Genomic DNA, 23,632 nt, shown 5'->3' on the forward strand with positions numbered 1-23,632 from the left:
CGGTTTTCATGGATCGTCTCGCGCGGATGCCTGCCTGAAAACGTTGTACGCCAAGTCTTTTACAGAACGGTCACGAGATGTGTGCAGATTTGGCGGTGGGCGCGGCGCAACACCTGCGTGATGGCGGGGCGACCCAAGCGAAGCCGGTGCTGGCGAGCCAGTAACCATGGCCGCGAGGCCTTGCGCAACGCGCATTTGCGCGATTTGTACCGGGGGTTATCCACAGCGTTGTCCACCTCTTGTTCACCGCGCCACCACAACATATAGTCCTATTGGCGGCGAAAAGGGGTGCTTGACCACAGTATCTAGTGGGGTAGAGTTCGCTGCCAAGACGTTGTCCCCAGCGCGGCGCGGCGTCTACCGGTTTCGTTTTATCGCAGCGTCGTTCTCCCGGCGCGGCCGCTTTAAGAGGCAAGGACATGGAGCACACACAGGTTTCCGATCGCGCGAATGCGCGCAGCGAACAGCCGGCGGCCGCCGGCTCGTATGGCGCCAGCATCGAGGCGACGGCGCCGGGCAGCTACAAGGTCATTCGTCGCAACGGCAAGGTCACCCCGTTCGATGCCTCCAAGATCGAGCTGGCTGTCACCAAGGCCTTCATCGACGTGGAAGGCCAGCAGGGCGCGGCCTCCTCGCGCATCCGTGAAACCGTCAAGCACATCACCGAACAGGTGGTGCAGGGCGTGACCCGCAGCCTGCCCGGCGGCGGCGCGGTGCATATCGAGGATATTCAGGACTACGTCGAGCTCGCACTCATGCGCAGCGGCGAGCACAAGGTGGCCCGCTCCTACGTGCTGTATCGCGAAGAGCGCGCCCACGAGCGTGCCGCCAAGCTGGCCGAGAAGGGCGCCGAAGCGGGCGAACCGGCCCAGGCCGCCGATATCAATGTGGCCTTCAAGGACGGCACCACCCGCCCGCTGGATCGCGACCGCCTGACCCGCGTGATCGACGAAGCCTGTGCCGGCATAGACGGCGTGGCCGCCGAGCAGGTGCTCAAGGACACGCTCAAGAATGCGTTCGACGGCATCTCCGAAGACGAGCTGTCCACCGCCCTCGTGCTCTCTGCCCGCCAGCGCCTGGAAGCCGAGCCCAACTACGGCATGGTTGCCGCGCGTCTGCTCATGGACAAGCTGCGCCACGAAGCGCTGACCTTCCTGGCCGATGGCCAGGTCGAGTACGCGACCCACGCCGAGATGCGCACGGCGTATCCGTCCTACTTCAAGGACTTCATCGCCCGCGGCGTACACCATGAACTGCTCGCCCCCGAGCTGATGGAATACGACCTGGATCGTCTCGGCGAAGCGCTGATTGCCGATCGCGACCTGCAGTTCACCTATCTGGGCCTGCAGACACTCTACGACCGCTACTTCATCCACCACGAATCCAAGCGCTTCGAACTGCCGCAGGCGTTCTACATGCGCGTGGCGATGGGCCTGGCGATCAACGAGATCGAGCGCGAAGAAAAGGCCATCGAGTTCTACAAGCTGCTTTCCAGCTTCGACTTCATGTCGTCCACGCCGACGCTGTTCAACTCCGGCACGCTGCGCCCGCAGCTGTCGAGCTGCTATCTGACCACCGTGGCCGACGATCTGCACGGCATCTACGAAGCCGTTCAGGACAACGCGCTGCTGTCGAAATTCGCCGGCGGCCTGGGCAACGACTGGACGCCGGTGCGTGCCATGGGCGCCCATATCAAGGGCACCAACGGCAAGAGCCAGGGCGTCGTGCCGTTCCTGAAAGTGGTCAACGACACCGCCGTGGCCGTGAACCAGGGCGGCAAGCGCAAGGGCGCGGTCTGTGCCTATCTGGAAACCTGGCATAAGGACATCGAGGAATTCCTCGACCTGCGCAAGAACACCGGCGACGACCGTCGTCGCTGCCACGACATGAACACCGCGAACTGGATCCCAGATCTGTTCGTTAAGCGCGTGCTCAACGACGAGCCGTGGACGCTGTTCTCGCCCAACGATGTGCCGGACCTGCACGACCTGACCGGCAAGGCGTTCGAAGAAGCTTATGTGGGCTACGAGGCGAAGGCGGCCCGCGGCGAGATCAAGAACGTCAAGACGCTCTCGGCCGTCAACCTGTGGCGCAAGATGCTGTCCCTGCTGTTTGAAACGGGCCACCCGTGGTTCACCTTCAAGGACCCGTGCAACCTGCGCAGCCCGCAGCAGCACAAGGGCGTGGTGCATTCGTCCAACCTGTGCACCGAGATCACGCTCAACACCTCGCCGGGCAAGGAAATCGCGGTCTGCAACCTGGGTTCGGTGAACCTGCCGCAGCATATCGAGAACGGTGAACTGAACGTGGCCAAGCTGGAAGCCACCATCAACACCGCCATGCGCATGCTCGATAACGTCATCGAGTACAACTACTACAGCGTGAAGACCGCGCGGGATTCCAACCTGCGTCATCGCCCGGTGGGCATGGGCCTGATGGGCTTCCAGGACGCCCTCTACAAGCTCAAGCTGCCCTACGAATCCAGCGAGGCGGTGGAATTCGCCGATCGCTCGATGGAGCAGATCAGCTATCTGGCCATCAAGGCCTCGACCAACCTGGCCGAAGAACGCGGCGCCTACAGCAGCTTCAAGGGCAGCCTGTGGGATCAGGGCATCCTGCCGATCGACTCGATCAAGATCCTGCGTGAAAACCGCGGTGAGGAATACCTGGACCAGGACGAATCTCAGACGCTGGATTGGGACACCCTGCGCGAGCGCGTGCAGAGCGTGGGCATGCGTAACTCCAACTGCATGGCCATCGCCCCCACCGCGACCATCGCCAACATCACGGGCGTGAGCCAGTCCATCGAGCCGACGTACCAGAACCTGTACGTCAAATCGAACCTGTCGGGCGAGTTCACCGTGGCCAACCCCTACCTCGTGGAAGACCTCAAGGCGCTGGGCCTGTGGGACGAGGTGATGGCCAACGACCTCAAGTACTACGACGGCAGCGTGCAGGGCATCGACCGCATCCCGGACGATCTGAAAGTGCTCTACAAATGCGCCTTCGAGATCGACCCGCGCTGGCTGGTGGAAGCCGGTTCGCGCCGCCAGAAATGGCTGGATCAGGCCCAGAGCCTGAACCTGTACATGGCCGAACCCTCGGGCCGCAAGCTGGACGAACTCTACAAGTTCGCCTGGAAGAAAGGCCTGAAGACCACCTACTACCTGCGCTCCACCAGCGCCACGCATACCGAGAAGTCGACGATCACCGATCATCGCCTGAACGCGGTTGGCAACGGCGGCAAGGGCTCCGGCGGCGGTGCCGGCGCGGGCGGCTCGGTATCCGGCGGTGCCTCCAGCAATGGCGGCGGCCAGACGGTCAACGCGGCATCCAACGGCGCCAGCGCCGCGCCCAAGGCTCGTCCCACCGCCTCGGCAGCGGCGCCAGCACCGGAAGGCAAGCCGACCGCGCCGATGGCCTGTGCCATCGACGACCCGGACTGCGAGGCCTGTCAGTAGGGCGAAGCGCCGAACGAAAGAAGGTTATCCGCAGATCGACGCAGATTTACGCCGATGGAAGACAAGACAACACGTCGTCCTTCGAACCTGCGTCCCTGCGGAGCGCCTTCTAAGCCGAGAACGACAACGATGAAAGACGAATACGATTTTTCCAAAAGCGAACGCGGCAAGTTCTATCGGCCCGGCGCTGTATTTCGTATTCGTTCGAACGCAAAGAAAGACCGATCAAAGTGATCGCTCAAGGGGCGCCTTCTTTCATCTGTGTGAATCTGCGTAGATCTGTGGATAGGTTTTCTTCAGACAGCGCCCGCATACAACAAAACACCGCTTTTTAACGAAGCAAGGCAAAAGGAACGACACCATGCTCGACTTCGGAGACACCCCGCGCCAAGGCACGCCCGAGCACAAGCCGGGCAGCACCGCCAATCCGAACCCGGCGGGTGCCACGCCCGATCCGTTCGCGCTCGACAAGCAGCCCGAAAAGACCCACCAGTCCGGCTCGGAAGAAGCCGTCACCGGCCTGGAACAGGTCGAGCTCGGCGCCGGCCGTGTCTCCGTGGACGAAAAGCGCATCATCAACTGCCGTGCCGACGTCAACCAGCTCGTGCCCTTCAAGTACACCTGGGCCTGGGAGAAGTATCTCAACGCCTGCGCCAATCACTGGATGCCGCAGGAAGTGAACATGGCCGCCGATATCGCCATGTGGCAGGACCCGGACGCCCTCACCGAAGACGAGCGCCTGATCCTCAAACGCGGCTTCGGCTTTTTCGCCTCCAGTGAATCGCTGGTCGCCAACAACATCGTGCTGGGCGTATACAAGCACCTCACCAACCCCGAATGCCGCCAGTACCTGCTGCGCCAGGCCTTCGAGGAAGCCGTGCACGGGCATACCTTCCAGTACATCGTGGAATCGCTGAATCTCGACGAAGGCGAGATCTTCAACATGTACCGCGAGCTGCCCAGCGTGCACAACAAGGCCGCCTGGGCCATGCAGTACACCCAGAGCCTGAACGACCCCAACTTCCAGACCGGCACGCACGAGAACGACCAGATCTTCCTGCGTGACCTGATCGCCTTCTACGTGATCTTCGAAGGCATCTGGTTCTATGCCGGCTTCGTGCAGTACCTGAGTTTCGGCCGCCGCAACAAGATGACCGGCACCGCCGAGCAGATGCAGTACATCATGCGCGACGAGTCCATGCACCTGAACTTCGGCATCGACGTGATCAACCAGATCAAGATCGAAAACCCGAACCTCTGGACGCAGGAATTCCAGGACGAAGCCCGTCGCATGATCGACGAAGCCATGCACCTGGAAATCGAATACGCCCACGACACCATGCCCCGCGGCGTGCTCGGCCTCAACGCCAGCATGTTCGACGAGTACATGAAGTTCATCGCCAACCGCCGTTGCTCTCAGATCGGCCTGGCCGAGCTATACCCCGGCGCGGAAAACCCGTTCCCGTGGATGAGCGAGATGATGGATCTCAAGAAGGAGAAGAACTTCTTCGAGACTCGGGTGATTGAATATCAGTCGGGTGGGGCGCTTAGCTGGGACTAATTTAGTTACATTAAAGCGGGCCTTTGGCCCGCTTTTTTTTGGATTTCCGAAGTTATGCAAATTACAATAAAAGAAAAGCCGGAAACTCAAAGTGTCTGGGTCGTAAGGGCGCAGGGCGGGAACTACATTCCTCATTTTAGACAGGCAGGACTTGTAGCAATTGGTCATCTCAATAGGTTTGAGCTCCCGCGTTCCGAAGCTGGCTATTATTTCCCAGATTTGAAACAACTGAAAACCGACTACCTTGAGCAAGCAAGACATACTGGAACACATAGCTGGAAGAGATCAGCTCTAAACCGTTATTCGCAAATCCGAAAATTTGTTGCCGATATTGCGATCGGCGATCTGATTCTCTCTATTGACGGGAATACGCTTTCGATTGGACGTATTACCGGGCATCCTTATATAGATTCTAGTCCAGTACAAATACGAAGCGTAACGGCTACGCAGGGTTTTACTGAGATGTCCTTCGATCTAAGGCGCGAGGTAAATTGGGGGCCGACTATACCTCGCAAAAATCTTCCAGCCGCTTTAAAACGGAGCGTAAGCGCGCGTCAAACAGTTTTTAGCGTCGACAGACATTGGCAAGCGGTTTACCACACCTTGTATCCGATTTTTATTGGTGAAGGAAAACTGCATTTCTCAGCTCGTATAGTGCAAGAAAACCCTATAAATAATTATCGAGTTAGCCAGTTTCTCAATATTTTGACTAGTATTGAGGTCGCTACTAAAAGCTTTGAGTCTTTTGGCGTTGTAACGCTTGACGGGCTACAGAAGGAATTTCAGCTACTGTTGGAATCCAACAATCTTGAGCTCTCAACTAAAGCGGAGTTCATGTCCAAGGGCTCTATATGGAGCTATTTGGGAGTCAAAGATAAGACGGGCAATTGGATCGTAATCGGGGCATTTCTGTACGCGGCTTTGTTTGGAGCGGAGATTCAAGGAATCGGCACCGAAGGTATTATAACGGCGGAAATGCGCGAGCAGATGCTTAAGGCGTTCCTAACTTATATTGAAGCGAATGATGTTCAAGAGGTTAAGGATAGTCTTCAGCTGCAACTGCCTGATTTTAAAACTTCAGCTCTCGAAACTTCTGCTTACGACGCGCCGGATGATATAGAACGCCACTATATGTTGACTAGCGAGGAAGCTGATTGAAAGTCGACCTCGTTTGCGGATATGCGTGGATAGGTGGAGGCTTCCCGGCTATAACCGCAGGCGTCGGACGGTGCTAGTACATTTAGTTCCTAAGTAAACGTCTTCGGATATTGCGTTTTCGTATTCCGTGCGCAAATTTAAGTTTTGCCTATGATCCGGTGGCAGTATATTCAATCAACAGCAAAGGTCGAGTGTTGTCGTGCAGTGCAAGGCGGTCTCGAAAGTGCTCCTAATCACGTTACGTGCGAGCTGTGAAGATTTAATGCGCTAATGAATGAAACTCATGTTGCAGGCATATACACCATATCCGCTGCTGTAATCGCAGTGCTGCTCACGGCCTATTTAAAAGGTTGCGATCTCGATAATCGGAGCCTAAGTGTCAATACGATCGAGCAGACCGAGCAGCGCTCGTTCCTATTTGGAAGGCCGGCATATCGCCACAACGAAATTGAACAAGCCGGTATCTCCTATTCCGATTATATGAAAATATTTACTAGCGATCCAAAGAACGGTTTGGAAAAATCGGAGAGGCTGAATAAATACGATGGCACTGAAGCTAATTGGACTGGTTTTTTCGTGCGAGCGAGAGTCAGAAATAGCGTATACGGCGGTGAAGAAATACGCGTAAGTTTTGCAGCCTCTGAGAGTGAATCGCGCGATCAAATCGTAGTTGGTTTTGACTGCATATTGCCCATGGAAAAGAAGAACCTCGTTTCTAGTTTAACTATTGGAGAAAAAATCAATTGCCGCGGACGGATTAGCACGGAAGGAATGTCAGTTACCGCTAACAGGTTCGAAATTATCGAGTAAATTCGGGGACAGTATGGGATCCTGGGAACAGTATGAGATGCCCCGGCTTTTTCGGACAGCCAGATCAGGGGTTAGTGGCTAGCTCACGTTCGGAGTTTTCGGGCGTTTGATAGTTCAGCGACTGATGTAGTCGCTGGGATCGGGGGACAATATATTTAATTCGCTAATTCGCCCGGGCGAAGCACACTCTGGGTAGAGCGAGAGCCCGGCTCGGTCATGCGATGTAGGTTCTGACTACGAGTGGATAGTGCGGAACTAATAAAGCTAGACCATCTGACTGGGTATTCTTTTTGTATGCCATAGCGCGGCAACTGAAGCCTTACTTTCCGCCGGTGTTATCAGGAAGCTCGTGCCGGCACTTCTGCTCGACTTGATGCGTTACACGTTTTATCGCAGCGCGGTCGAGCGGTTGCGCCGTTGGTGTGCGTACTAGGCTCTTTGCTTCGCGTGGTGTGAATACACGGACGGGCTGTTGATTTGAGCCCTTCACGCGATCGACCTTCCAGCCCGGTATCGCTATGGCGGGTGTTGCGATGGTGGGTTCGCCCGTCGCTGAACTAAGCCATTCGCTCAGCCATTGCGCTTGCCGCTTCGCTTGTTCAAGGCATTTACGATCCTGCCAACCGGCGAAGTCGATGGTTTGGCCGTCGAACGTCGCGGTGTAGTCGTTCGCGGCATTTTCGCTACGCTTCTGCTTTGAGCGCGCTTTGGTTTCTACGGCGAACACGCCTGTAGGCCCAATCACCACATGATCGATATTAAATCGTCCGCACGGTAGGTCGTGGAACACTTCGAAGCCGTCTCGCATGAGCTTGTTGAGCTCTTCGGCCGTTGCGACTTCGCCCTCCCAGCCAAGGCGGAACGCCTGTAGCTCGCGAAATATGCGACGCAGCTTGAAGCCTGAATAGATGGATGAGCCCAATATCGTGATAATCGCGAGAGCGACCATAAAATCGAGCACCGGCTCATTCGCGAAGTATGGAATGCCAAACGCTGTAGCCAACGCGATGAAGCCAACGAGTGGCCCCAGTGCTAAGTAGGACATTGCGTCCATCCCATGAGACCGGCGCTTTTCGGAAAGCTCGTGTCCGGGCGGACGAAGCATGCCACGTGTAAGCGGGTGCCGGCGTCCGGTTCGTTTGTCACGGTATTCGTTCCACCGCAGTTGCGCGAACACTATAAAGAACGGCGGTGAAATGATCGCTAGCGTGCCTGCGAGCACGACAAACTGAGTAACCATTCGAACATCTTCCTCTAAGTCTTTATGTATCCGACCTTGGCGGGCAACGTGCCGCTTGGTTTGGTGATGGCCCTCGGTCTTTCCTGTTATCGGCAGCATCGCTGAAGAACAGCACTTCGACGGTATCGAAAAGTGGCTGGGCATGACCTGGTCAGTGTGAAGTGCTTGCGAGCCGTAGCGGGCGATGTATTGTGCTGGGAAACCCTAAGTTGGAAGTTTCTATGCCGCGTGGCACGCGCCATATACCGGCCTATTACGGCGGGGGCATTCCCGAGTTTTGTTCAACGACGCCGAATGCCGTGCTCGGCCAGCTGGCATCGGCGGGCATAGACCTCGAAGAAACGCAGAAGAACGCGTATCTCGAAGAGATCGGCATTCTCCAAACGCTGCTAGAAACGCGCCAGGGCACGATTTATCTCGAGTTCGCGGTGCCACGGTTGGCGAGTCGTATCGACGCGGTCGTCATCATCGATTCCGCATTATTCGTAATGGAATTCAAATGCGGCGCTGATCGCTTTCATCGTGGCGATATTAATCAGACTTGGGATTATGGGCTCGACCTCAAGAACTTCCACGCCGGTAGCCACGCGGCGGATATCTTTCCTGTTCTCGTGGCGACAAAGGCGGCGCATAGCGACCAAGCATGGCAGCCGACGCACGCTGATGGCGTACGACCGCCGGCATGCAGTGGCGTTTATGGCCTAGCTGATTTGATCGATAACGCACTTGCGAGCCGAGGCGTTGGTTCAATAGACGCACGCGGTTGGGCTGCCTCCGCGTATCAACCCACGCCGACCATTATTGAAGCGGCGCAAGCGTTATACGCCCAGCATTCTGTAGATGCGATCGCACGTAATGATGCCGGCGCGAAGAACCTCGCTGACACCTCGGGACGAGTAGATCAAATAATTTTGGAGTCGCAGGCAAATCGAACCAAATCGATTGTGTTCGTCACCGGCGTGCCCGGTGCGGGCAAAACGCTTGTGGGGCTCGATGTGGCAACAAGGCGTCGAGATATCGATGCGCCGACCCACGCGGTATTCCTTTCGGGCAACGGCCCGCTCGTAATGGTTTTGCAAGAAGCGCTCACCCGCGACGAGGTTGCTCGGGCCAAAGCGCGCGGCGAGCCGGTTCGCAAGGGGGCGGTGAAACAGAAGGTGAAGCCGTTTATACAGAACGTGCATCACTTTCGAGATGAAGGCGTTCGTGATCGCGAAACGCCGCCGCATGACCACGTTGTAATCTTCGACGAGGCACAGCGCGCGTGGAACCAAGATCGAACCACCAGTTTCATGGCGCGGCGAAAAGGGATTGCGAACTTTGATCAATCCGAGCCTGAGTTTCTGATCGACTATATGGACCGCCACCCCGATTGGGCGGTGATCGTATGTCTCGTCGGTGGCGGGCAGGAAATTAATACAGGCGAAGATGGCATCGCCGGCTGGCTCGAATCCCTTTATAACCGCTTTCCGCACTGGCAGGTCTATATTTCGCCGGAGCTTACCGACCGTGAGTACGCGGCCGGCGGCGCCCTTGAAAACCTCGGCGAACAACGCGTGCTGCTGACCGAAGAAAGCCTACACCTAGCGGTTTCGATGCGATCATTTCGCGCCGAGAATCTCTCGGCGTTCGTCAAAGCGTTACTCGACTCTGAGCCCAGCGCGGCGCACGAGTTAGCTGACACCCTCATGCAACGGTATCCGATCGTTGTTACGCGCGATCTCGATGCAGCAAAACGTTGGGTTCGTGAAAAGGCGCGGGGCAATGAGCGCTTCGGCTTGGTTGCCTCATCGCAGGCCCATCGAATGAAACCGCACGCAGTTGATATTCGAGTGAATATCGATCCGGTGCATTGGTTTTTGAATGACGCGCGTGATACGCGTTCGAGCTATTACTTAGAAGACGTGGCGACCGAGTTCCATATCCAAGGTTTGGAGCTGGATTGGGTTTGTATGACTTGGGACGCGGATCTTCGCCGAGTGAATGACGACTGGAGCTATCACGGCTTTCGCGGATCGCGGTGGACCAAAACCCATAAGCTAGAGCGTCAGCGTTATTTGTTGAATGCCTATCGCGTGTTACTTACGCGCGCTCGCCAAGGTATGGCGATCTTCGTGCCACCGGGCGATCCGGACGATCCGACACGGGCGCCCGCCTACTACGACGAAACGTACCGCTATTTGCGAGCGGCCGGTATCCAGCCGTTGCGCGAATCCGCGTAAATGAACATGGCGGGGGCAAAGCGCGCGGTATTTTCAACAAGCTCCATCTTAAATGCACTGCCACGTCTTCGAAACTAGCGCACCAAAGGCGGTGAATACGCTTCCCGCGTAAGGCAGAAAAGCGGCTGAATACCAACTAGTGGGCTAATCGTGGCGCGAAGCGGAGATAGCCATATAGCTGAAAAAGCCGCCAACCGCGATAACAAGCAAGCCCATGAAAATATCCATCGCTATAAGTCCTCGAGTTGATCGATGCGGCGTTCGATTTGTTGGTGCAATCCGTGAATCCCGGCTGCAAAAGAGACTAACGCCACGACGCCGCCGATTAACACAGGCCATGGGGCCACGTCGAAATGGCTCAATAGCCAACCGACCAGGCTGATGGTCAATGCCGCAAGTATCCCGAGCCAGAACTTGAGATACGCAATCTGTTCGCGAACGCGCTCGCTTTTCGACATGAATCGATAATACCTGCTTCGACTCGGTCGATCATCTCATCACGGTAAGTAGCTACGACCCGGGGACTGTATATTCAATTCGCGAGTAGGCAGCTAGATTCGGAGTGAAATCGCAACACGCGCGTTCCGGGCGCCGTCGATTAACCTTTCTGGGCCAGGCATGGCTTCTTTAGAACATGACCTGGCCTCAGTGACAATTTGTTAGCCCGCCAGCCGGCCAGCCCGCTCACGGATTACGAGGCCCCGTGGGCCCGTAGTCGAAGTCTGCGACGGCCGGGCCGAAGGTCTTCAAGCCGGCTGGTGCATCTTTCGGGTCGAGCTTCAGGATCAAGAACGCGCCTTGGTCGGAAGACTCGATAAGGCTGAGTGCGTCTTCGAGTTCGCCGTGGGTGGAGGCGTGGTACGACGCCATCGATGCGTCGGCGTTGAACACCTGGGGCAGGCGGGCGTAGTCCCAGGCGGCGATGTCGTTGTAGGCGCGGTCCATGCCGAGGATATAGCGTTCGATGGTGTAGCCGTCATTGTCGATGAGCACGATGATCGGGCGCTGGTCGTAGCGCAGAATCGATGACAGCTCTTGTGCAGTGAGCTGGAACGAGCCGTCGCCGATGAACAGCAGGTGCCGGCGCTCGGGCGCGGCGAGCAGGCTGCCGAACAGGGCGGGCAGCGTGTAGCCGATCGCGCCCCAGATGTTGGAGGCCACGTAGGCCGTATCCGCCGGCAGACGCTGGGCGGACAGGCCGATATTCGATGTGCCGGCTTCGGCGATCACCACGTCGCCGGAACGCATGAACCGGGCCATTCGAGGCCATAGTTTTGCGTGGGTTAGTGCGTCGTCGGGCTTGCCCGTGTCTTGCTCGGCCGGGGTGGGCTTTACCGCATCGGTAGCGGTGTCTGCCGCAGGGCGCTGCGGCATGGCGTCCACGAGGCGATCCAGCAGTTCGGCCCCGACCACGCCTTCGTAATAATCCGGGCCGACCGTCACGCGGTGGTTGCGTACGTCCACGACCGATTCGAAGGGCAGCTTTGCCGTGAAGTTGCCGGAATTGCTTTCGATGAAGCGCGGCGATGTGATGACCAGAAAGTCTGCCGATTCGATGCGCTCGCGTACGTCGGCGCTCGAGGCGGCGCCGGCATAGGTGCCCAGGAACAAAGGATCATTTTCGTCCAGGAGCGCCTTGGCGGTGGGCAGCTGTGCATAGGGAATACCGCCGCGGTGGGCGAGTGCGCGCAGGCCGTCGATCAAACCGTGGCGGTCGGCGTCCATGTCGATGAGGATGGCGGGCCGGCTGGCGGATGCGAGTTTGGCCTGAACATGGGTAAGCGCGGCGTCGAGGCGTTCGGCGTCGCTGGGCGGCATGTGGATGTTGAACGGTGTGTCCGGCGCCTCGATACGCAGATGCGATACATCGGAGGGCACCTGCACATGCACCGGGCGCTGTTTGCGCAGGCACAGGTGCAGGGCGCGATCGATCTCCTCGACGGCGTTGGTGGAGTCGATATGCACGGCGGTTGCCGTGAACGGCGCCATGCTCAACAGCATGTTGTCGAAGTCGCCGTCGGCGAGCGAGTGGTGGAGCTGGAAACGGTTCTGGGTGGCAAACAACGGCGGCGCGCCGCCGATCGAAAAGACCGGCAGGTGTTCGGAGTTCGCACCGGCGATGCCGCACAGGGCGCTGAGTTCGCCCACGCCGTAGGTGGTCAGCAAGGCACCGATCCCACGGCGTCGTGCATAACCATCTGCGGCATAGGCGGCATTCAGCTCATTGCAGGCGCCGACAAACCGGATGCCCTCCAGGGCTTCGATCTGTTCCAGCAGGTTCAGGTTGAAGTCGCCCGGCACGCCGATGACGTCACTCACGCCCGCCTGGCGTAGCCGTGTGAACAGAAACTCTCCCACCGTGGTCTGCATCTCGCGCTCCTTTGTTTTTATTGGTTAACACCCTGTTCGGATCGGCAGGGTGCACCATTGTAGAGCGGGGCGGCGAGTCGCCGGCAGGTCAGCGCATGGGCAAGGCCTTGTTATGCTCGGTACTGTTGGCCGGGCCGTGGAGATACGTCGGGTCGGCGGGAAACACGCTGGGGCGGCGCCAGGCCAGCCTGCGAGCTGGCTGGCCTGGATGACGCCGTTGCTAGCGCAGCCTCACCACATGCCCCGCGCGGGCGGAGCCGCCGTGATCCACCAGCTCGCGAATCACGCCGGCGGCGGCGTCCAGCCCGTGGTGCTCTTCGACCTGCATCCACGGGTCGTTGGCATCGCTGACGCGTTCGAGAAACGCGCGCTCGGCCTGGGCATAACGGGCATAGAGCTTTACTGAGCCCCAGTCGCCGACGCGCTTGCGGATCTGGTCCGGTGCGAAGAAGAGTGTGGGTTTGGGTTCGAGCTGGTCGCTGACGGCATCGGTATCCGTGGTGGAGGCCGAGCCCACCGACGCGTGATGGACGAGTTCGCTGCCCAGATGGTCATGTAGTGCTTCGGCCAGCGCACCGCGGCCGGAGAAATCCAGGTAGACGCTCGGCGTGGTGGCGTCGACCTTCTCGACCTCGGCGTAGGTCAACACCTCGTCATACAGGCCGAGGCTTTCGACCGCGTCTTTATTGGACGGCGAGGTGAGGCCGATCAGGCGCACGCCCGACTGCTGCAACGCGAAGGCGCAGCCATAGGCGGTCTTGCTCGATGCGCTGGATAGAATGAGTTGGCGGGCGTTGAAATGGTCGTTGTCGATCAGGAAATCGGCGAGCATCCAAGAGGTGAAGAACAACGGCCGCATGAGCATCTGGTGATCGGCCAGATCCGGCGCATACCCCAGTGCTTCGGTGGCGCGGCTGTATTGGTTGTACGGCGTGGGCAGTGCCTCGCGGTGGGGCGAGCCGTCGAAGAAGCCGCGCTCGGTAACATGGACCGGTTGTACGATCAACTCTTCGGCCATCGGGTAGTAGCCGTACAGGCGTGCGCCTTCGGCCAGCCCGTCGACGCGGCTTTCCGTGACGGTGGCAAAGCCCCACACCGGCATCATGCCGAAGCCGTCGTGGCCGGACGGGAAGAAATCCCAATAGCGCATGGCATCGCCATAGGCGGCGTAGGTGATGTTGTTCGCCGTCAGGGCAAAGGTCTCGATCGCCAGGGCGGCTTCGCCGTCGGCGAGTGGCCGATGCCGGGGCACCGCCTGGGTGACGGTTCGCCCGAGGTCCGTTTTGTCTGTCATCAACTGCGTGATCGTGTCGGTCATGGCCCCTGCTTGCCGGCGCATCCGGCGACTGGAATACACTTGGGAAGCTCTGCATAACCTCTTCACAGGTTATGCAAAGCTTCTTTAGGCACAATGCTAGCAACGGCGTGCGATACGGGGGTTCGGTTTTAGCATGCATGCTTCCAAACCAGGCTCGGGCCTCCCCAGGCCACGTAAAAAGCCCACCCAGCCCCGTGCGGTATTCACCGTGCAGGCCATTTACGACGGTTTTGTTCGGATTTGGCGCCGGGACGGCCCTGCGGCTGCAACCACGCGCGCCATTGCTGCCGAAACGGGGTATAGCGTCGGCACGATCTACGACTATTTCCCCAACCGAACGGCGCTGCTGGCCGGCTACTACGAGCACTGTATTGATCGTTTGTGTGAGCAGCTGGTCGCGGCCGACACGGACAGTGCCGACAGGCCGTGGCCGGCGCGCCTGAGGCTGCTCGTACAGCGGCTTTACGGGCAGAGTTCCGATAGCCCGTACTTCGATCGGGAAATGCTCACCCGGGAATCATTGGTGGCCAACCCCGGGCGCCAGCAGCACGCCTTCGAAAAATGCAGCGCCTGTGTCTACGAGCTCATTCAAGGCTGGCCGGATCGGCCCGGCGCGGTGTCGCGGCGGCATGTCGACACCCTCGTACAGACCGTCTGGGGCAGCATGCGCTATGCGCATATCCTGGGCCGGGATACGCTCGCCGCAGACGCCCACGTCGAGGATCTGACGCTCATGGCTCGGGCGCTTCTTCTGAGCGCGGCCGAGGACCAACCCGATAAGGGCTAAGCGCTTTCGCGCGCATGCGCATCGGCGATCGACCCCTGGGGCGAAGGCTCGGGGCATTCGCGCGGGCCAATACGTCTGCTCCCCCGCGTTTTCAGATGATGCCCTGCCAGGACAGGGTGACCAGCAACGCCAGCGTCATCGCGCCGAGTATGCCGTTGGCCATGTACAACGGCCTGGTCTTGCCATGAAGCGAGACATACGTGCCAAGAATAACCAGCAGGGCCACGACATAGGCCATCAACATCGCAACGACCGTACCCGTGCCGCCCGAGCCTTCGAACTTCTGCTGCGGCCCCGCAGCGTCGGCAATGCCGAATAGCAGCGCCGGTATGCCCGCGGCCGGGAAGGCGAGCAGGAAATAGATCAGAACGGCGACCGGGCCGGGGCGCTGGCTAGCAGTTTCGCGACTCATGGCACGCACGTTTTCAGACGGTTGGGGCGGAAATCTAGCACGGCGGTGGGCCGTGGGCGCGACGTTATCGCTGCCCGCTAAACGACTTGCATGGACAAGTTAGAAAACATGATTATCGTGATTTCCATGTTTGATACGAGTTTTCGCAAGAACGTATGGCTAATCGCTTAGAGATGTTGATGGAGCGCATGATCTACGGATCGCGCTGGGTTCTGGCGCCGATATACGTGGGGTTGAGTCTGGCGCTGCTGGCACTTGGCGTGAAGTTTTTTCAGGAGGTGCTCACCGTCCTGCCGCAACTGTTCACGATCAAGGAAACCGATCTGGTGCTGCTGGTACTTACCTTGATTGACCTCGCGTTGGTGGGTGGTTTGATCGTGATGGTGATGCTGTCCAGCTACGAGACGTTCGTTTCGCGGCTGAATCTGGCGGAAGAGGACGACAAGCTCCCGTGGCTCGGCCGGATGGATTACACCAGCCTCAAGAACAAGGTGGCATCGTCTATCGTGGCGATTTCGTCGATTCACCTGCTGAAAGTGTTCATGAACACGCCGAACATCGGCGAGGGCCACCTGATGTGGTACGTGATCATCCACCTTACATTTGTGCTGTCGGCGTTTGCGATGGGCATCCTCGATCGCCTGACGCGCCACGACTGAGCGGGTTGCGGCGGCTGCTGCATTCAAGCGCCGTCGCCGCTCGCCGATAGGCCATTGCGGTTCCATGTCTTAAGAAAGGAGAACTATGGACGCGTCAAGTGTGAGTTCGACCGTCGCAACTGCGGTGGCGTTACAGCAGCACAACCAAAGCCAGGATGCTCAGGCGAGTCTGTTGAAGGACACGCTCGACAGCCAGGCCGCACAGATGGAGCAGTTGATGTCCTCTGTGTCGCCGCAACAGGCTTTGGCCACAACCGGTACCGTCGGCACGCAAATCAATACGTTTGCCTGACGGATATCGCGCCCTGATTCGTTCGGGGTGGAACGGTCGCAGTACATCGGTGCTGGGGCCGTTTTTTATACGGCTTACCGTGGTGTCTGTGAGGACTCGAACGCGAGCCGCGAAAGGTTATGCAGAGCTTCCCTGGTTATGACCAAGCTCAAAATCCAGAACTCGGATGACTCGCGTATCGAACGGCGGCGTGTCGAGCAAACGCAAGTCACCTGTCACAAGCAATGCTGTCGGTTCTTGGTACAAGAGGTCCCAGAGGTGATTATCGCCCGTATCGGGCGCCTCGATGCCGCTATTCGCGGGCTCTCGCCACATCGAATGCTGGATGATATCCGCCAGTAGTGCGTCGATCTGTGTCTCTTCCAGACCATGGAGTGTTTTTATTCTCGGTCGCACTAGCACGGTGCGGTATTCGACCACCAGAGCGGGGGATAGCAACGGCCGGATTTCGCCCGTGATCACGGCGTTCAGCAAACGCGCGGTGGGCGCTGCCGGATCACGGGTCAGCAGACCGGACACGATGACGTTCGTGTCGATAATTATCATCTTTTCCGGCGCGCGTCTCGAGTTTCCTCCACCGCCACGGCAAGCGCCTCGCTTTCGTCCAAATTGGCACGCTCGCGCGCCTGGGCGAGCAGTTTCTGCGCCCGAGCGCGCGTTTTGATGCCGTAGGCGTCCAGGCTTTCGTCGATCAACTGGGTAATCGTCTTGCCGCTGCTGGCGGCGGCTTCTTTCAAGGCAGTTCGGCGCTCGGTCGAGAGCGTAATCGTGAGTCTTGGCATGGCGATATCCGTGTGCTTTAACACCAATGCATCATAGCATCGTGACGGATACGGTCCGCGCGGGTGGGTCGGTACGTGCCCAAATCGTTTAACATCGGCCCCACGAAAATGCCGCGCTGTGCCGGCTAGCCCGATCAATCAGAAGGAAAGTGTTGTATGACCGCTACGATCCATACCGTTGCCGTCGAGAAAACCAGCGGCGATCTGGCCCGCGAGCAGCAGCTGGCCTGGAAGCTGGCCGAGCTGGCCACGCGTGCGAAAGAAGCCCCACAGGACGACGAAGCCGTGGCGATGGCCAAGAACCGCATCATCGACAACGCCGCGATCGCACTCGGTGCGGCCAACGAACGCGCGGTGAAGGTCGCCCGCAGCGATGCGCAGGGCGCGAAAGGCACTGGCAAGGCCACCGTCTGGGGTCTGACCGACACCTTCGCACCGGTGCCGGCGGCGTTTGCCAACGCCGTGGCCGTGCGTTTTCTGGATAACGACGACTGCTATCTGGCGGCCGAGTATTCGCACCCGGACGACAACATCTCGCCGATCATTGCCGTGGGCCAGCATCTGGGCGTGAGCGGCGCGGACATTCTGCGTGGCATCGTGGTGGCCTATGAAGTGCACGTGGCGCTGGTGGGCACCGGCGACGGCACCGGCATCTGCCTGCACAAGCACAAGGTCGACCACATGACCCATATCGCCGCGGGTACCGCGGCCGGTCTGTCGTCCATGCTGGGGCTGACCACCGAACAGACCTATCACGCGATCAACTTCGCGGTGCACAACGCCATTTCCTCCCGCCAGTCCCGCAAGGGCGATATCGGCGCCCAGAAGGAATTCGTGCCCGGCTTCTCGGCCGAGATTTCCATCAAGGCCGTTCACCACGCCATGCACGGACTCAAGGGCCCGAACCCGGTCTACGAAGGCGTGGATTCCATCATCCGTCGGTTCCTGAACGGCCGCGACGACGAAAACGCGGTCTACAAGGTCGAGTTGGCCGAGCCGGGCGTGGACGCGCTGCGCAACATCATGAAGACCTACCCCAAGCAGTACGCCTTCGAATACCAGGGCCAGGCCATCATCGATCTGGCGTTGGAACTGCGCGCGCAGCTGCCGAAGAAGGGCGAGGGCGTGGATCTGGAAGCGATCGAGAAGATCGTGCTGGAAACGAGCCATCACACCCATCACGTGATCGGCACCGACGCCCAGGACCCGCAGAAGATCGACCCGGATTCGCCGCGCGGCACGCTGGACCACAGCATCATGTTCGCCATCGCCCGCTGCATTCAGGCCGGCGAGTTCCACAAGGACCGCGCCTACCAGATGACGCAGGGCGAAAAGGACGAACTGCGCGCAATCATGGCCCGTATCGAAACGCAGTTCGACCAGCGCTGGGAAGACCTCTACCACGACCAGGATCCGAACGTGCAGGCCTACGGCGGCCGCATGATCATCACCCTGGCCGACGGCAGCGAAGTGGCCGACGAAAAGACCCGTGCCAACGCCCACCCCGGCGGCGACACGCCCTGGGAGCGCCCGGACTACGAAGCCAAGCTGGCCGACTACACCAAGGATCTGGTTTCGGACGGCGAACGGGCCCGCTTCATCGAGGCCGTGAACGGCATGGACTCGATCAGCGGCGACGAGCTGGCCACGATCAACCTCGTGGTGGATGCCGGCACGCTGGAAACGCCGGATACGCAGGGCATCTACTAAGCGCTATCCCGGGTTCCAGAGAAGTCCAGTGACGACGGCCCCGGCGCTTCTGGCGTCGGGGCCGTTTTTATACGGCCTGCGAAAACGTTCTCGGTTCGTGCTCGATCGCCCGCGTGGCACGACAGGCGGGAAACCGGCTGCAGCCATGAAATGCCCGGCCGGCGTTCGTGCCTTTACGGGCGATGCGTTCGACCATGGGCGCCTGGCAGCGCGGGCAGGCCGGCGCTTGCGGCGGCGCGGACGTGGAGGGGGTGCCCGCGGTGTTCGCCTCGCGTAATGCGATCACACGGCTCGCATCGACCAGCTCGATATTGCGGCCGTTTGCAAACTCTTGTGCCGCGCTCGTGAAGTCGCCGACGCCCACCACGAACCCGCCGGTTGCGCCTTCGGCGACCATCACGCCATAGAGTTCACGCACGACCGCCACGCCGATACGGCTTGCCCGCCAGTGCTTGCACTGCACGAACAAGCGCTCGCCATCGCGTTTGAGAATCAGATCGATACCGCCGTCTGGGCCCGCCGGTGTCGCGGCGACGCGATAGCCCTGTTCTTCAAACCAGGCATGAACGCATTGCTCGAATTCTTGCCAGCCCATTTGCAGAATCGGCCCGGCGCCCTCGGCGGCGCGGGCGGTGGCCAGAAGCTTGCGACGACGCCGCTTTCCCAGGAACGACATGAGTGCGGCCAGACACAGAATCGTGGGCCCGATGTACTGGCCGAACAGGCCGGCCGTGCGTATCAGCTGGGCGATGAATACGTCGCTGATCTGGGCAGGGTTGGTGGCCTGTGGCATGGGCCAATCCACGAGTGCCGCGAAGCCCAGGTAGGCGATGGGTGCCAGAGCCAGGCAGACGGCCCAGGGCAGTTTCGCGAACAGCTCGACCCAGACTTCGAAATTCGATTTTCTTCTACGTCTTGCCACCCAGTGTCCCCCTGATGCATGCGTCGGCGACGGCCGATCGTGTGGTGTCGTCAAGAACGTTGTATCGACCAATTGTCGGCCGGCTTCAGCCGGAGCCGGCGTGGGCTCGGGTGCAAGCATGTGATTGCGAACGCCATAATGCCGGCCTGGTGCGATCAATCATGGAGGAAACGATGTTCATCAACGGCGAATGGCTCGACGGCCGGCCCGGCTTTGCGGTGACCAACCCGGCCACGGGCCAGACGATCGATACGGTGCCCGACTGCAACGAAGCCGATATCGACGCCGCGATTGCGGCAGCGCATACGGCATTCGCCACCTGGCGGGGCACCACGGCCTATCACCGCGCCGAGCTGTTGTACCGCGCCTGGGAGCTGATGACCGAGCGCAAGCGCGAGCTGGCAGAGCTGATGACCCGCGAGCAGGGCAAGCCGCTCAAGGCCTCGCTGGCCGAAGTGGGCTACGGCGCGGACTTTCTGCTCTGGTTCGCGGAAGAGGCCAAGCGGGTCTATGGCCAGATGGTGCCCTCGGCGCGAGAAAACCAGCGCTTCATGGTGCGCCGCGACCCGGTGGGCGTGGTCGGCGCGATTACGCCCTGGAACTATCCCATCTCCATGATCACGCGCAAGCTCGGCCCGGCGTTGGCGGCCGGCTGTACGGTGGTGCTCAAGCCCGCCGAGAGTACGCCGCTGTGTGCGAAGGCGATGTTCGAGATCTTCGAGGCGGCCGACTTTCCCAAGGGCGTGGTCAACCTGCTGACCGTGTCCGACCCGACCGCCACCGGGCAGGCGTTTTGCAGCGACGCGCGCGTACGCAAGCTCACCTTCACCGGCTCGACGGCGGTGGGGCGCAAGCTCAATGCCGAGGCAGCACTGTATTTGAAGCGGGTCTCCATGGAGCTGGGCGGCCATGCGCCGGCGCTGGTCTTTCCCGATGCCGACCCGGTACACGCCGCCAAAGGCCTGTCGCTGGTGAAGTTTCTCAATATGGGCCAGGCCTGTATCAGCCCCAACCGCATCTATGTACACGAAGACCACAGCGAAGCCTTTCTTGGCGAGCTGACGCGTCGTGTCGCGCGCCTGCGCGTGGGCAACGGTATGGAAGAGGGCATTGGCATCGGTCCGCTGATCAACCAGGCCGCCATCGACAAGGTGGATGCTAAAGTACAGGACGCCGTCGCCCAGGGCGCACAGGTCGTGCACGGCGGCGTGCGTATGACCGAAGGCGCGCTGGCCAGCGGTCATTTTTATGCGCCGACGATCCTGTCCGGCGTAACGGCCGATATGCGGATCTATCGTGAAGAAACCTTCGGCCCGGTGGCGCCGGTAATCACCTATCGCGACGAGGATGACCTGATCGCCCTGGCCAACGATACCGAGTACGGCCTGGCGGCCTATGTGTACAGCGACCGGCTCGGTACCTGCATGCGCGCCTTCGAGGGCCTGGATTTCGGCATTATCGGCATCAACGATATCAACCCGACCAGCGCCGCCGCGCCCTTCGGCGGCATGAAGACGAGCGGGCTGGGCCGCGAGGGCGCTCAGGAAGGCATTGCCGAGTATCTGGAAACCAAGACTGCCGGCCTGGTGGTCTGAGCGTCGAAGCTGCCGGCCGGTGGGCGCCATCCGAATCGCGTAGACGGGGGTTCGGATCGTGCTCTCGACCTGCGCGTGGGTGGCGTACCCTGCGCCGCCCTCCCGCTAATAATCGGCTTGGAAAATATGGCGTATGAATGGTTTGTAGCCTCACCGCAGGCGCTGCTATGGGTGTTTTGCAGCACCCTTGCAATGTATGCGGCGGTTCTGGTTTTCGTACGCGTAGCCGGTGTGCGCAGTTTTGCCGAGATGTCGGCGTTCGACGTGGCGATCATGGTGGCGATCGGCTCGACGATTGCGACCACGATCGTGGCCAAGACGCCCTCGCTGATGGCAGGTGGATTCGCTCTGCTTCTGCTCTACGGTTTCCAGCTCGTGGTATCGCGCTGGCGTTCGCTCAAGGCGCCGGTCGAAAGCGCGGTCGACAATCGGCCGATACGGCTCATGGGCGAGGGCGGTCGCATGCTCGCCGAGAACATGCGCGTGGCCCGGGTCACCGAAGACGATCTGCGCCGGATCGTACGCGGCGCAAACGTTGTCGACTACACAACGATCCAGGCGGTGATCATGGAAGGCCCCGGCAGCGTGAACGTGCTGCATGGCCATGGCGAAGCGCTTGCCGAGAGTGCCTGGGGGCTGAAGAACGTGCGCGATTACTCGGCATAGTTCGTGGGGCGTATTCACGCCACGTATTAAAAGTCGTGTATCGGCCTCGTTTGCGGCTTAAAGCCCGGTTCACAGGGGTCGATACCGATTAATGCGCAGTTGGGGAGATAGCGCTCGAGGAAAATGAATGAAAGAAGAGGCAACGGGGCTGGAGCGTGCCTTGGCGGCAGACGGATTGCTCAAGGCGGTGAAGATGGCGCCTGCCCTCGTCGCCGAATACGAACAATACGTCGAACCGCAGAAGCGGCGCATTCTGTTCGCCGCCGTGCTGCTGGGCATTTTCAACTATACGGCCTTCGCCCTGCTGGACTGGTGGGTACTGAGCGATATCATCGGTCTGGTGTTGCTGGTGCGGCTCGGCGTGTGCCTGCCGATCGGGTGTCTCGGCCTGTATCTGGTCAGCCGGCCGAATATCCCGCTCGTATGGCAGCAACTGATGTCATGCGTGCTGTGTTGGGCTGGGATCGCCATCCTTTCGGGCCTGGTACTGCTTTCCGATAAGCCGGAGGCGCAGGGTTATCTGCTCGGCAACTACGCGCTTATCTTTTTCGCGCTGACGCTCATGGCCCTGCCGTTTCGCATGGCGCTAGGCCTCACCGTCGCGACTTTCGCGTTGCTGGCGGCTACCGTTCTGCTCGGGCCTGGCATCACACCCGCCTTCAAGATGCCCTATCTCGCCACCGGCCTGGTTCTGCTCATCCCGGCGGTGTATGCCAACTGGTCGACAGAAAACGAGCGCCGGCGTCATTTTCTGCTCGTCACGCGTGAACGAATCCGGCAAAGACAGCTCTCCGAACAGCGCGATATTCTCGATCGACTGGCCGCGATCGACCCGTTAACAGGCCTGTCCAATCGGCGCGGGCTGGATATCGCGCTGGCCAAGGATATCGAGAACGCCGGCGATCAGGCGTGGGTGGTGCTGGCCATGCTGGATATCGACAGCTTCAAGCCCTACAACGACAACTACGGGCATCCGGCGGGCGACGAGGCGCTCAAGCTGGTCGCCAAGGCGCTGGACTATGCCTTGGACGGGCATACGCGGCTGGCGCGTATCGGCGGCGAGGAATTCGTGGCCGTACAGGTCGCACGAGAGTTACCCGACATCGCGCCCTTTGCCGAACAGTTCCGTGCCGCCGTCGAACGCCTGGCGCTGCCACACGGCTATAGCGTGACCACCGATGTGGTGACCGTAAGCGTGGGCGCCAGTGCCGGCGTGCTCGATGAAGACGGTAGCCTGAAGTCGCTTTTCACCGTCGCCGATCGCGCGCTTTACGAGGCCAAGACACAGGGGCGCAACAGGGTGGTCGTATTCGAACCGCTGGCCGAATGTGCGCGGCATGAAGCCGCCGAGCGCGCCTAGAGAAGCGACTTGTCTGCGCCACGGCATGCGCCATTCGGCGAACGTATGATCAGCCGGTGAAAGCCCGCTGGCGTGCCTCGGGTCGTTGGGGCGCAGGCGTTGCCTCCCGGGTTGAGAGCGGGCACGAAAAGTTCGTTCGCAGCGCCGAAAAGAGGACTACACTCGTTCGAACGGGCGCGTTGCCGAACGCGGCGACCAGGCGCCCGTCCGGGCGGGCTTGCCGCGTTGCGGCCAGCCCGGCGGCGCACACGCCGCGATGCCCATGCCATTGCCATCGAATGAATAGCCAGGAGCACACGTCATGAGT

At 60.0% G+C, this 23,632-nt stretch carries 19 protein-coding genes and 1 pseudogene; 12 read left to right on the plus strand and 8 right to left on the minus strand.

Annotated elements, in window-relative coordinates; genetic code table 11:
• The first annotated feature begins 419 nt into the window (after nucleotides 1-419).
• The 4 genes and pseudogenes from CMN27_RS05035 (at nucleotide 420) to CMN27_RS05050 (ending at nucleotide 6,990) form a co-directional block, all read left to right on the plus strand.
• Complete coding sequence (locus CMN27_RS05035) at nucleotides 420-3,461, plus strand: ribonucleoside-diphosphate reductase subunit alpha (protein ID WP_293624528.1); 3,042 nt, start codon at nucleotides 420-422, stop codon at nucleotides 3,459-3,461.
• A 430-nt stretch (nucleotides 3,462-3,891) separates the two neighbouring features.
• Nucleotides 3,892-5,022: pseudogene (locus tag CMN27_RS05040) on the plus strand (ribonucleotide-diphosphate reductase subunit beta); the annotation flags it as partial.
• A gap of 54 nt (nucleotides 5,023-5,076) precedes the next feature.
• Nucleotides 5,077-6,180, plus strand: coding sequence for a hypothetical protein (locus CMN27_RS05045; RefSeq protein ID WP_293624532.1), 1,104 nt, complete (start codon nucleotides 5,077-5,079; stop codon nucleotides 6,178-6,180).
• 270 nt (nucleotides 6,181-6,450) lie between these two features.
• Entirely contained in the window at nucleotides 6,451-6,990 is a 540-nt protein-coding gene (locus CMN27_RS05050) for a hypothetical protein (protein WP_293624534.1), read from the plus strand.
• A 319-nt stretch (nucleotides 6,991-7,309) separates the two neighbouring features.
• Here CMN27_RS05050 and CMN27_RS05055 read toward each other — a convergent pair whose 3' ends face one another.
• The gene (locus CMN27_RS05055; protein WP_293624536.1) at nucleotides 7,310-8,374 is read right to left on the minus strand and encodes a nuclease-related domain-containing protein; all 1,065 of its coding nucleotides are present in this window, start codon (nucleotides 8,372-8,374) and stop codon (nucleotides 7,310-7,312) included.
• A gap of 77 nt (nucleotides 8,375-8,451) precedes the next feature.
• Between CMN27_RS05055 and CMN27_RS05060 the strand changes: the two genes are divergently transcribed.
• Nucleotides 8,452-10,452: a DUF2075 domain-containing protein gene (locus CMN27_RS05060; protein WP_293624538.1), complete on the plus strand. Its 2,001-nt coding sequence runs from the start codon at nucleotides 8,452-8,454 to the stop codon at nucleotides 10,450-10,452.
• Between the two features lie 230 nt (nucleotides 10,453-10,682).
• Here CMN27_RS05060 and CMN27_RS05065 read toward each other — a convergent pair whose 3' ends face one another.
• The 3 genes from CMN27_RS05065 to CMN27_RS05075 form a co-directional block, all read right to left on the minus strand.
• Complete coding sequence (locus CMN27_RS05065) at nucleotides 10,683-10,910, minus strand: hypothetical protein (protein WP_293624540.1); 228 nt, start codon at nucleotides 10,908-10,910, stop codon at nucleotides 10,683-10,685.
• Between the two features lie 226 nt (nucleotides 10,911-11,136).
• A complete protein-coding gene (locus CMN27_RS05070) occupies nucleotides 11,137-12,822 on the minus strand; it encodes a thiamine pyrophosphate-binding protein (RefSeq protein ID WP_293624542.1) in 1,686 nt (561 codons plus the stop codon).
• A 220-nt stretch (nucleotides 12,823-13,042) separates the two neighbouring features.
• Nucleotides 13,043-14,116, minus strand: a complete 1,074-nt coding sequence (locus tag CMN27_RS05075) for a DUF2855 family protein (RefSeq protein ID WP_293624544.1) — start codon at nucleotides 14,114-14,116, stop codon at nucleotides 13,043-13,045.
• Nucleotides 14,117-14,273: 157 nt separating this feature from the next.
• Between CMN27_RS05075 and CMN27_RS05080 the strand changes: the two genes are divergently transcribed.
• Nucleotides 14,274-14,927, plus strand: a complete 654-nt coding sequence (locus tag CMN27_RS05080; protein ID WP_293624546.1) for a TetR/AcrR family transcriptional regulator — start codon at nucleotides 14,274-14,276, stop codon at nucleotides 14,925-14,927.
• A 91-nt stretch (nucleotides 14,928-15,018) separates the two neighbouring features.
• Here the strand turns inward: CMN27_RS05080 and CMN27_RS05085 are convergent, their stop codons facing one another.
• Nucleotides 15,019-15,339, minus strand: coding sequence for a hypothetical protein (locus CMN27_RS05085; protein ID WP_293624547.1), 321 nt, complete (start codon nucleotides 15,337-15,339; stop codon nucleotides 15,019-15,021).
• A 155-nt stretch (nucleotides 15,340-15,494) separates the two neighbouring features.
• Here CMN27_RS05085 and CMN27_RS05090 point away from each other — a divergent pair, with 155 nt between their 5' ends.
• On the plus strand, nucleotides 15,495-15,998 hold the full coding sequence (locus tag CMN27_RS05090) for a TIGR00645 family protein (protein WP_366515400.1): 504 nt from the start codon (nucleotides 15,495-15,497) through the stop codon (nucleotides 15,996-15,998).
• Between the two features lie 85 nt (nucleotides 15,999-16,083).
• A complete protein-coding gene (locus CMN27_RS05095) occupies nucleotides 16,084-16,290 on the plus strand; it encodes a putative motility protein (protein ID WP_293624549.1) in 207 nt (68 codons plus the stop codon).
• 117 nt (nucleotides 16,291-16,407) lie between these two features.
• Here the strand turns inward: CMN27_RS05095 and CMN27_RS05100 are convergent, their stop codons facing one another.
• Together CMN27_RS05100 and CMN27_RS05105 are read right to left on the minus strand one after the other, a co-directional pair.
• A complete protein-coding gene (locus tag CMN27_RS05100) occupies nucleotides 16,408-16,836 on the minus strand; it encodes a putative toxin-antitoxin system toxin component, PIN family (RefSeq protein WP_293624550.1) in 429 nt (142 codons plus the stop codon).
• Nucleotides 16,833-17,027: a hypothetical protein gene (locus tag CMN27_RS05105; protein ID WP_293624551.1), complete on the minus strand. Its 195-nt coding sequence runs from the start codon at nucleotides 17,025-17,027 to the stop codon at nucleotides 16,833-16,835. Before CMN27_RS05105 ends, CMN27_RS05100 begins: the two co-directional genes overlap by 4 nt.
• Before the next feature lie 201 nt (nucleotides 17,028-17,228).
• Between CMN27_RS05105 and CMN27_RS05110 the strand changes: the two genes are divergently transcribed.
• Nucleotides 17,229-18,782, plus strand: a complete 1,554-nt coding sequence (locus tag CMN27_RS05110) for an MmgE/PrpD family protein (RefSeq protein WP_293624553.1) — start codon at nucleotides 17,229-17,231, stop codon at nucleotides 18,780-18,782.
• 67 nt (nucleotides 18,783-18,849) lie between these two features.
• Here the strand turns inward: CMN27_RS05110 and CMN27_RS05115 are convergent, their stop codons facing one another.
• A complete protein-coding gene (locus CMN27_RS05115) occupies nucleotides 18,850-19,704 on the minus strand; it encodes a restriction endonuclease (RefSeq protein WP_293624555.1) in 855 nt (284 codons plus the stop codon).
• Nucleotides 19,705-19,877: 173 nt separating this feature from the next.
• Between CMN27_RS05115 and CMN27_RS05120 the strand changes: the two genes are divergently transcribed.
• The 3 genes from CMN27_RS05120 to CMN27_RS05130 all read left to right on the plus strand — a co-directional run bounded on the left by CMN27_RS05120 (nucleotide 19,878) and on the right by CMN27_RS05130 (nucleotide 23,325).
• Nucleotides 19,878-21,299, plus strand: a complete 1,422-nt coding sequence (locus CMN27_RS05120) for an NAD-dependent succinate-semialdehyde dehydrogenase (protein WP_366515403.1) — start codon at nucleotides 19,878-19,880, stop codon at nucleotides 21,297-21,299.
• 192 nt (nucleotides 21,300-21,491) lie between these two features.
• Complete coding sequence (locus CMN27_RS05125) at nucleotides 21,492-21,965, plus strand: YetF domain-containing protein (RefSeq protein WP_293624559.1); 474 nt, start codon at nucleotides 21,492-21,494, stop codon at nucleotides 21,963-21,965.
• A 127-nt stretch (nucleotides 21,966-22,092) separates the two neighbouring features.
• The gene (locus CMN27_RS05130) at nucleotides 22,093-23,325 is read left to right on the plus strand and encodes a sensor domain-containing diguanylate cyclase (RefSeq protein ID WP_293624561.1); all 1,233 of its coding nucleotides are present in this window, start codon (nucleotides 22,093-22,095) and stop codon (nucleotides 23,323-23,325) included.
• Nucleotides 23,326-23,632 lie beyond the last annotated feature (307 nt).

This window comes from Salinisphaera sp. (genome assembly GCF_002729955.1).
In the GTDB taxonomy this organism is placed as follows: Bacteria; Pseudomonadota; Gammaproteobacteria; order Nevskiales; family Salinisphaeraceae; genus Salinisphaera.